General features: G+C 72.2%; 10 protein-coding genes. 1 reads left to right on the plus strand and 9 read right to left on the minus strand.

Annotated features, from left to right (window positions below):
* The 9 genes from I59_RS05650 to I59_RS05690 all read right to left on the minus strand — a co-directional run.
* Nucleotides 1-354, minus strand: a 354-nt coding sequence (locus tag I59_RS05650) for a YihY/virulence factor BrkB family protein (protein ID WP_031273033.1), incomplete at its 3' end; no start/stop codon positions are given.
* 6 nt (nucleotides 355-360) lie between these two features.
* Entirely contained in the window at nucleotides 361-885 is a 525-nt protein-coding gene (locus I59_RS05655) for a hypothetical protein (protein WP_022903040.1), read from the minus strand.
* A 271-nt stretch (nucleotides 886-1,156) separates the two neighbouring features.
* Nucleotides 1,157-2,200, minus strand: coding sequence for a Gfo/Idh/MocA family protein (locus I59_RS05660; protein WP_022903041.1), 1,044 nt, complete (start codon nucleotides 2,198-2,200; stop codon nucleotides 1,157-1,159).
* 137 nt (nucleotides 2,201-2,337) lie between these two features.
* Nucleotides 2,338-3,255, minus strand: coding sequence for a prenyltransferase (locus I59_RS05665; RefSeq protein WP_031273034.1), 918 nt, complete (start codon nucleotides 3,253-3,255; stop codon nucleotides 2,338-2,340).
* Nucleotides 3,252-3,704, minus strand: a complete 453-nt coding sequence (locus tag I59_RS19290; protein WP_042726508.1) for a lycopene cyclase domain-containing protein — start codon at nucleotides 3,702-3,704, stop codon at nucleotides 3,252-3,254. Before I59_RS19290 ends, I59_RS05665 begins: the two co-directional genes overlap by 4 nt.
* Nucleotides 3,701-4,033, minus strand: coding sequence for a lycopene cyclase domain-containing protein (locus I59_RS05675; protein WP_022903042.1), 333 nt, complete (start codon nucleotides 4,031-4,033; stop codon nucleotides 3,701-3,703). The genes I59_RS19290 and I59_RS05675 overlap by 4 nt, the downstream gene beginning before the upstream one ends.
* Complete coding sequence (crtI, locus tag I59_RS22640; protein ID WP_083881953.1) at nucleotides 4,033-5,661, minus strand: phytoene desaturase family protein; 1,629 nt, start codon at nucleotides 5,659-5,661, stop codon at nucleotides 4,033-4,035. Before crtI ends, I59_RS05675 begins: the two co-directional genes overlap by 1 nt.
* Nucleotides 5,658-6,578: a squalene/phytoene synthase family protein gene (locus I59_RS22645; RefSeq protein WP_083881954.1), complete on the minus strand. Its 921-nt coding sequence runs from the start codon at nucleotides 6,576-6,578 to the stop codon at nucleotides 5,658-5,660. The genes crtI and I59_RS22645 overlap by 4 nt, the downstream gene beginning before the upstream one ends.
* The gene (locus tag I59_RS05690; protein WP_022903043.1) at nucleotides 6,575-7,633 is read right to left on the minus strand and encodes a polyprenyl synthetase family protein; all 1,059 of its coding nucleotides are present in this window, start codon (nucleotides 7,631-7,633) and stop codon (nucleotides 6,575-6,577) included. Before I59_RS05690 ends, I59_RS22645 begins: the two co-directional genes overlap by 4 nt.
* 21 nt (nucleotides 7,634-7,654) lie before the next feature.
* Here I59_RS05690 and idi point away from each other — a divergent pair.
* A partial coding sequence (idi, locus tag I59_RS05695) for an isopentenyl-diphosphate Delta-isomerase (RefSeq protein ID WP_031273039.1) occupies nucleotides 7,655-8,118 on the plus strand: 464 nt, incomplete at its 3' end.

The following is an 8,118-nucleotide window of genomic DNA, read 5'->3' on the forward strand; positions in this document are numbered from 1 at the left end:
CCGACGATGAAGGTGATGGGCGCCGCGGGCGAGCGCACGAGCCCTTTCGACCCGGCCCTGCAGCAGTTCGGCGACGTCACCACCACCGATGTTCGTGACGACCGTCAGCACGTCGTTGATGGTCTTCCCGGGGTCGGACACCAGCCCGAGGATCGAGACCACGGCCAGGATGCCCGGGAAGAGCGCGAGGACGGTGTAGTACGTCAGGCTCGCGGCCAGGTCGGTGCACTGGTCGCTCGAGAACTCGCGGAGGGTCTTCTTCAGCGTGTAGAAGACCGTCGGCTTCGCGAGGTCCGTCGGGCCGTCGGGCTTCCGCGGGTCGTCAGCGGACGGCTTGTCGCGTTCGCGTGCCATCGTCGGTCAGCCCTTCGCCACGGCCTTGGCAGCCTGCTTCGACCGCTTCGCTGCCTGCTTCCGGTTCTTGGTCGCGCGGCGCTGCACCGCGGCGATCCCCGCGCGCTGCTTCACCCGGTTGCGGTGCATCGGGTCGCGTTCGAGCGCTTCCTCCGCCGCCTTCTTCCGCGCCTTCCGGCCCTTCCGCCCGGGCTGCGACTGTTCGGCGGCACCCGGGCCGTCGCCACCGCGCGCGCCGAACGGCAGCAGGGCCGTGAACGCCGTCGACGCCGGCGGCCGGGCGAGGTGCCCGGCGTCGGTGCGGCCGATCCGCGCTCCGAGGACGATCGCGGCGATGCCGGCGGCAGCGGTGATCCCCATCGCGACGAGCGGCGTGGGGTCGCGGTGCCACCGCTGCCGCGTCTTCGCGACCGCGAGTCGGGTGCGGGCGGGCAGGTCGGCACGGCGGCGGATCTCCGCGACGGTGTCGGTGATGCCCTCGCGAGCACGGGTGTTCGCGAGTTCGAGCTCGGGAAGGCTGTCGTTGGGCATACGTCGTGCCTACCAGGGCTGATCGGCGACGGCCCACAGTTCAGGGCGTCTCCGGTGCCGACGGCGCGCGGCGCGGAGGTACTGCGCCCCGAGACTCGGGCTGACCGACATGTCTCGCGCCCTCGGGCGCGAGACATGTCCGCTGGCACGAGACTCGCCTCCCAGCGACGGGGCCGTCGCGCGGGTGGTCGTGACCGCACGACGGCCTGGAGGCACGTGGCACGGCCGCCACGCGCCTCCAGGCCGGCTCTTGGTCGCAACCGCGGCGCGGCTACTCCGGGACGACGACGTCCTCGGGGACGCCGGACTCGGCCGAACGCTGCGCGGCCTCCATCACCGCGAGACTCCGGAGGTTGTCGCGTCCGCTCGTCTCCGGCTCCGCACCGCCCGTGACCGAGCGCGCGAAGGCCTGCAGCCCGCCCTGCCGGTCGGTGTGCTCCATCGTCGGCAGCTCCACCGGCTCGGCCTCGTCGTCCTGCGTGCGACGGATCGTGACGCGGTCTCCCTCCACGGCGTTCGGCTCACCCGAGCGGCTCGTGAACCAGAGCTCGCCGTCCGAACCCTGGATGCTCCACTCCCCCGCCCAGGCCGTGCGCGGCGCACGCGACAGCCAGCTGCCGCGGTAGCTCACGACGAGCCCGCCCTCGAGTTCGATGAGCATCGACGCGATCGCCTCGTCCTGGTACTTGCTGAACGACGGCGAGGAGGCGCGGGCGTAGACGCGTACGGGCTCCCGGCCGGTGATCATCCGCATCAGGTCGAAGTGGTGGATCGCCATGTCGTTGATCATCGCGTGCGGGAAGCGGTAGTGCGGGTGCTCCTCGAACGGGAGGTCGTTGTCCCACTGCCGGAAGTCGACGTCGATCGTGGCGACCTCGCCCACGGCGTCCGCCTCGAGCAGCTCGGTGACGACCCGCGGAGCGGGGTACCAGCGGTAGTTCTGGCTGACCTGGAGCACGAGCCCGAGCTCCTCGGCGCGACGGACGGCGGTCGCCGCCTCCTCCGCGGTGTTGGCGAACGGCTTCTCGACGAGGACGTGCTTGCCTGCGTCGAGGGCCTCGAGCGCGAGCGGCACGTGCGTGACGGCGGGGGCGGTGATGACGACGGCGTCGGCCTCGACCCCGGCGAGCGCCTCGGTGAGGGAGCCGAACGCGGCGGACGCCGGCAGACCCAGGTCGGTGCGCACGGCGTCGAGCGTCGCGGCCACCGGGTCGACGATGCCGACCACCTCGACCTCCGACACCTCGGGGATGGCGGTGCGGGCCCAGTTGCCGCCCCACCCTCCGAGACCGACGTGGATGATGCGGACCGGCATGCGTGCACTCCTTCGTGTTCGACGCGTGCACCGTCGACGGCGCACGTCCGTCCAGTCTGTCAGGCGTCACCGACAGCGAGCGACGCGCGCCGCGGGCAGGACGCCCACGCCCGCGTCAGCGGACGAACAGGGCCGCGTCAGCGCACGAACACGTACGCGATGAGCGCCATGGTCACGAGGAACCCCGCGAGGTAGTTGATCCAGAGGAACCGCTTCCAGCCCGCGTTGGCCGCCTCGGCCCCGTCGTCCGTCACGTTCCACCACGGCAGCACGTTGAGCGCGTACGGCACCACCACGACCGCCGCGATCGGCCCCGGGAACGCCGAGAAGAGCAGGACCACACCGGCGACGACGTACGCCACGAACGCCAGCCGCACGGTCGCCCGAGCGCCGATCACGGTCGCGACCGAACCGATCCCGCCCGCCCGGTCCGCGAGGACGTCCTGCACGGCGCCGAACGCGTGCGACGCCACACCCCACAGGAAGAACGCGACGCACACCGCGACGAGCTGCCCGGTCCAGTGCGGCCCGGCGAGCGCGAGGCCGTACACCGCGGGCGACACGAAGTGCGTCGACGACGTCAGGGAGTCCAGGAACGGCTTCTCCTTGAACCGCAGCCCAGGTGCCGAGTACGCGATCACCGCGAACACGCTGATCGCGAGGACGAGCCACGACCACGGGCCGTTGCCGCTCAGCCCGCCGAGGACGACGAGCGCGACGAGGAACGGCACGTTCGTGACGACGACGGCCCACAGCGTCGTGCGGTGCACGCTCTTGTCGAGGAGCGCCCCCTCGACCCCGCCCTTGCGCGGGTTGCGGAGGTCGGACTCGTAGTCGAAGACGTCGTTGATGCCGTACATCGCGAGGTTGTACGGGACGAGGAAGTACACGACGCCGACGACGAAGGTCACGATGCTGATCGTCGCCCCGAAGACGTCGGTGCCGAGCAGGTACGCGGCTCCGAACGGGTAGGCGGTGTTCACCCAGCTGATCGGACGCGAGGACGTGAACAGTGCGCGCAGGGTCGACGGCCTGGAGGCACGGATCGCGGTCATGGGGTCGGCTCGCCTTCTGCGGACGGTCGCGCCTCGGGCGCGCTGCGGGTCGGTCGCGCGTCGGGCGCGCTGCGGGACGGTCGCGCGGTCGGCGCGGAGGACGTGGAGCGGTCGAGGAGCACCCACAGCGCGGGCAGCAGCAGGACGGCGCCGATCGAGTACGCGAGGTCCTCGACGGGGATCGCCCCGATCTTCGCACCGCTGATGAGCGACGGGTCGTACGCCACCACGCGCAGCGTCACGATGACGTTGTCGAACACGATGGTCATCACGAGGAGCACCACCCCGGCGACGACCGCGCTGACGACGGCTGCCCGGCGCCCGGGACCCGACGCGCGCCCGGCGGCCCGGTCGCGGCGCGCGGACACGACGCCGGCGAGGACGGCCACGACCACCGCGACCGCGAGGAACGGGACGGCGAGCAGCGCGTAGGCGGCGTGCGAGGTCACGTCCGCCGCCGATCGAGCGCCCGCGTCACGAGCGGCCGCACCGCGCCGAACGCGTTCATCGTCGTGTAGCAGAGGAGCAGGAGGAAGAAGAGCTCCTCGACGGGGACCTCCGGCGCGACGACGAGCCCGGTCAACACCCGCTGCGGCCCGATGAAGAAGATGCCGGCGGCGACCCCGGCGACGTCCCACACGACGAAGAACACCATCCCGATCGCCGTCACCGCTGCCGCCCGCCACGGCGCCCGCCAGAAGAACAGCCGGAAGCGGGCGTCGAGCACGGTCATGCCGACGAGCGACACGACCAGCCCGGCGAGGTACAGCCCCGGCATCAGACCGCCGCGTCCCGCACCAGCGGCGTCGGCAGCGGCTCCGTGCTGGTGTCGCCGTGGATGCGCTTGAGCAGGACCTCGGCGCTGATCAGGCACATCGGCAGACCGATCCCCGGCGTCGTCGAGGCGCCGACGTAGTACAGCCCGTCGACCTTCCTCGACCGGTTCGGCTCGCGGAAGAACGCGCTCTGCCGGAGCGTGTGCGCCGGCCCGAGCATCGACCCGCTCCACGCGTTGAGGTCGTCCGCGAAGTCCTGCGGGCCGATGGTCCGGCGCACCCGGATGCGGTCGCGGAGGTCGGGCACGCCGGCGCGTTCCGCGATGACGTCGATGGCCCGGTCGGCGATGCGCTCGACCTCGAAGTCGCCGGCGCCGTCGATCCCGCCCTTGCCGATCGACACGTCCGCGGGCAGCGGCACGAGGACGAAGAGGTTGCTCGACCCGGGCGGGGCGACCGTCGAGTCGGTCTCGCTCGGCGCGCACACGTAGATCGACGCCGGGTCGGGGACGTGACGGTCCTTGCCGAAGATCGCGCCGAAGTTCGCGTGCCAGTCGGCGGTGAACACGAGGGTGTGGTGCAGGAGCCCCGGCACGGGCCCGTCGACCCCGAGGTAGACGAGCACGGCGGACGGCCCGGGGTCGCGCTTCTGCCAGTGCTTCGCGGGGTAGGTGCGGTGCTCGGGGCCGAGCAGCTGCAGCTCGGTGTGCCGGAGGTCCGCGGCGCTCACGACGAGGTCGGCGGGCGCGACGTGCTGGCCGCCGTCCCGGTCGCGGTGCACGACACCGGTGACGTGGCCGTCCTCGACGAGGATCCGCTCCACCTTCGCGCCGGCGATGACCTGCGCGCCCTCGGCACGGGCGAGCCGACCGATCGCGGTGATGATCTCGTGGATGCCGCCCTTCGGGTACTGCACGCCGTCGGCCAGGTCGAGGTGGCTCATCAGGTGGTACATGCTCGGCGCCTGGTACGGGCTCGTGCCGAGGAACACGGCCGGGTAGCCGAGCACCTGCCACAGCCGACGGTCGCGCACGGCGGTCTCGGCGTACTTGGCGAGGGGCTCGGTGAGCAGGCGCAGGAGCTTCGGCAGGCGCCGGAGGACGTCGGGAGCGGCGAGCTTCCGGAGGTCCTGGAAGCTCGTGTAGAGGAACCGCCGCACCGCCATGGCGTAGGTCTCCTCGGCGGAGTCGAGGTACTTCCGGATGCGCTCGCCCGCGCCGGGTTCGACCGACTCGAAGAGCGCGATGTTCCGTTCCTTGTCCGCGCGGAGGTCGAGCGGCTCGTCGTGCCCCTCCGAGTACACCCGGTACCCGGGGTCGAGCGTCACGAGGTCGAGCTGCTCCGCGGCGGTGGTGCCCAGCAACTGGAAGAAGTGGTCGAACACCTCGGGCATGAGGTACCACGACGGGCCGGTGTCGAACCGGAAGCCGTCCCGCTCCCACGACCCCGCTCGGCCGCCGAGCTGCGCGCGCTGCTCGAGCAGCGTGACGGCGTAGCCGTCACGGGCGAGCAGCGCGGCGGACGCGAGTCCGCTGATGCCGCCGCCGATGACGACGGCGCGACGGACGGGCACCTTGCGCCGGGTGGTGGACGCGGAACCGGTCGGACGGGAGGCACGGGGCGGGGTCACGACGAGCCTCCTGGCCGACGGGTGGCCGGCCCACGGCCGGACAGGACCTGCGCGGCCAGCCGCGCCTTGACGGGGTTCGGGACGCGCACGCGCGTCGCCACGAGCTTCGCCGCGGGGGTGCCGTCGATGCGCTCGTTGAGTTCGTGGAACAACGCGTGCGCCAGGCCGACCGCGTGTCGGGCGTCGCGCGGCAGCAGCGGGATCGTCATCGCGGCGCGGTCGAGGTCGGCGCGCACGTCGGCGACGAGCCGGGCCTTCGTGGCTTCGTCGAAGGTGCGGATGTCGACGCCGGGGAAGTACGAGCGGCCGAGCACCTCGAAGTCGGCGTGCAGGTCCCGGAGGAAGTTCACCTTCTGGAACGCGGCACCGAGTGCCCTGGCACCGTCGACGAGCACGGCGTCGTCGAACGTCGGGCGTCCCGCGCGGTACACGAACGCCCGGAGGCACATGAGGCCGACGACCTCGGCCGAGCCGTACACGTACTCCCGGAAGGAGGCGTCGTCGTGCACCGTGCGGTCGAGGTCCATCCGCATCGACGCGAAGAACGGACGGGTGAGCTCCGGGCCGAAGCCGGTCACCCGCGCCGACCGGGCGAAGGCGTGCACGACGGGGTTGGTCGAGAACCCCAGCTCGATCGCGCGCTCGGTGTCGCGCTCGAGCTCGTCCAGGACGGTCCGGGCCAGATCGCGGTCGAGCCCGGCCTCGGTCGCCGGGCCGTCCACGACCTCGTCGGCCACCCGGACCAGCGCGTAGACGTTGCGGATGTGCTCCCGGGCGTCCTTCCGGAGCAGGCGCGAGGCCAGCCCGAACGAGGTCGAGTACCGGTCGATGACGACGCCGGACGCAGCCTCGGCGGTCGCGTCGTAGAGCGGGAGTCGGGCGGAGCGGTCGCGGTGCAGGTGGTGCTCGGTGATCACCGGGCGCGCTCCACGAGTTCGGTCACGATGCACTCCAGTCGGTCGGCGAGGTCGTACGGCAGGCCCGCGAGCTCGGCGCGGGCCAGGGCGGTGTGCTCGGCGACGCGCTGTTCCGCCGCGGACTTCGCACCGCACGACACCAGGGTGGCACGCAACTCGGCCGCCCGCTCCTCGGTGAGGTCCGGGTCGCCCAGGTGCTGCGAGAGATCCGGCCAGCAGTCGGTCGACGCGGCGTGCGCGATGAGCACCGTCCGCTTGCCTTCGCGCAGGTCGCCGAGCACGGTCTTGCCGGTCTCGGCCTCGGCGCCGAACACCCCGAGGAGGTCGTCGACGACCTGGTACGCGATGCCGATCTCCCGGCCGAAGGCCCCGAGCGCCGCGATGACCGGCTCCGGGGCGCCGGCGAGCACGGCGCCGGACTGCAGGGGCGCCTCGAACGAGTAGACGCTCGTCTTCGCGCGCTCCATGGCGAGGACCTCGTCCACGGTGGGCATCGGGCCGAGCGCGAGGTCGACGTCGGCCATCTCGCCCGCAGCGCTCGCGAACACGGCCTCGTCGAAGATGTCGAGCAGGCGGGCCCGGCGCTCCCCGGTGACCCCGGAGGCCTCGATGAACCGCGGGGCTGCCGCGAGCGCGAGATCCCCGGCGATCACGGCCGCGCTCGTGCCCCGGTGCTCGGCCGTGGGCAGCGGGAGGCCGCCGGTCGTGCCGGTGTCGCGGAAGGACCCGGCGACGTTCGGCTGACCACGGCGTGACCAGTCGCGGTCGATGACGTCGTCGTGCACCACGAGGGCGGTGTGCAGGAGTTCGTAGGCGGCGCCGACCTGCACCGCGGCCGCCGTGTCCGTGCCGCCGAGGGCGGTGTAGGCCGTGAGGACCATGCGGGGACGGAACCGCTTGCCGCCCATGCTCGCCCTGCGCAGCACGCGCCACAGCTCCGGGTTCGGCCCGCCGTAGCGCTCCGCTCGGGCACTCGACACGGAGAAGAAGCGCTCGAGGCAGTCGTCGACGAGCTCGAGGTCGTTCTGCGCCACGGTGGTCGCTTCCTCGCTCATTGGCCTAACCTATCGGTGCAGATGACGACTTTTCCTGAATCCGTGGTGCTGCTGGCCGACGACCGTACCCCGGTCGGGACGGCGGACAAGTTCACGGTGCACACCGACCACACGCCCCTCCACCTGGCCTTCTCGTGCCACGTGCGGAACACCGCGGGGCAGGTCCTCGTGACCCGTCGCGCGCTCTCGAAGAAGACCTGGCCGGGGGTGTGGACGAACACCTTCTGCGGTCATCCCGGGCCGGACGAGTCGTTCGAGGACGCCATCGCCCGGCGGGCGTCCCGCGAACTCGGCATCACCGTCCGTGACGTCGAGTCCGTCCTGCCCGACTTCCGGTACCGCGCGGTCGATGCCTCGGGCATCGTCGAGAACGAGGTCTGCCCGGTGTTCCGTGCCGTGACCGACGACGTGCCCGCGCCCGCGGACGACGAGGTCGCGGAGTACGCCTGGGTCTCGGAGGACGAGCTCCGGGCGTCGGTGACCGG

The sequence above is a fragment of the Curtobacterium sp. B8 genome (genome assembly GCF_000333315.1).
Taxonomy (GTDB): Bacteria; Actinomycetota; Actinomycetes; order Actinomycetales; family Microbacteriaceae; genus Curtobacterium; species Curtobacterium luteum.

Bases quoted from the DNA above. Each gene is read 5' to 3' on its own strand.
- I59_RS05655 (WP_022903040.1), bottom strand. From the start codon at position 885: ATGCCCAACGACAGCCTTCCCGAGCTCGAACTCGCGAACACCCGTGCT.
- I59_RS05660 (WP_022903041.1), bottom strand. From the start codon at position 2,200: ATGCCGGTCCGCATCATCCACGTCGGTCTCGGAGGGTGGGGCGGCAAC.
- I59_RS05665 (WP_031273034.1), bottom strand. From the start codon at position 3,255: ATGACCGCGATCCGTGCCTCCAGGCCGTCGACCCTGCGCGCACTGTTC.
- I59_RS05675 (WP_022903042.1), bottom strand. From the start codon at position 4,033: ATGCCGGGGCTGTACCTCGCCGGGCTGGTCGTGTCGCTCGTCGGCATG.
- I59_RS05690 (WP_022903043.1), bottom strand. From the start codon at position 7,633: ATGAGCGAGGAAGCGACCACCGTGGCGCAGAACGACCTCGAGCTCGTC.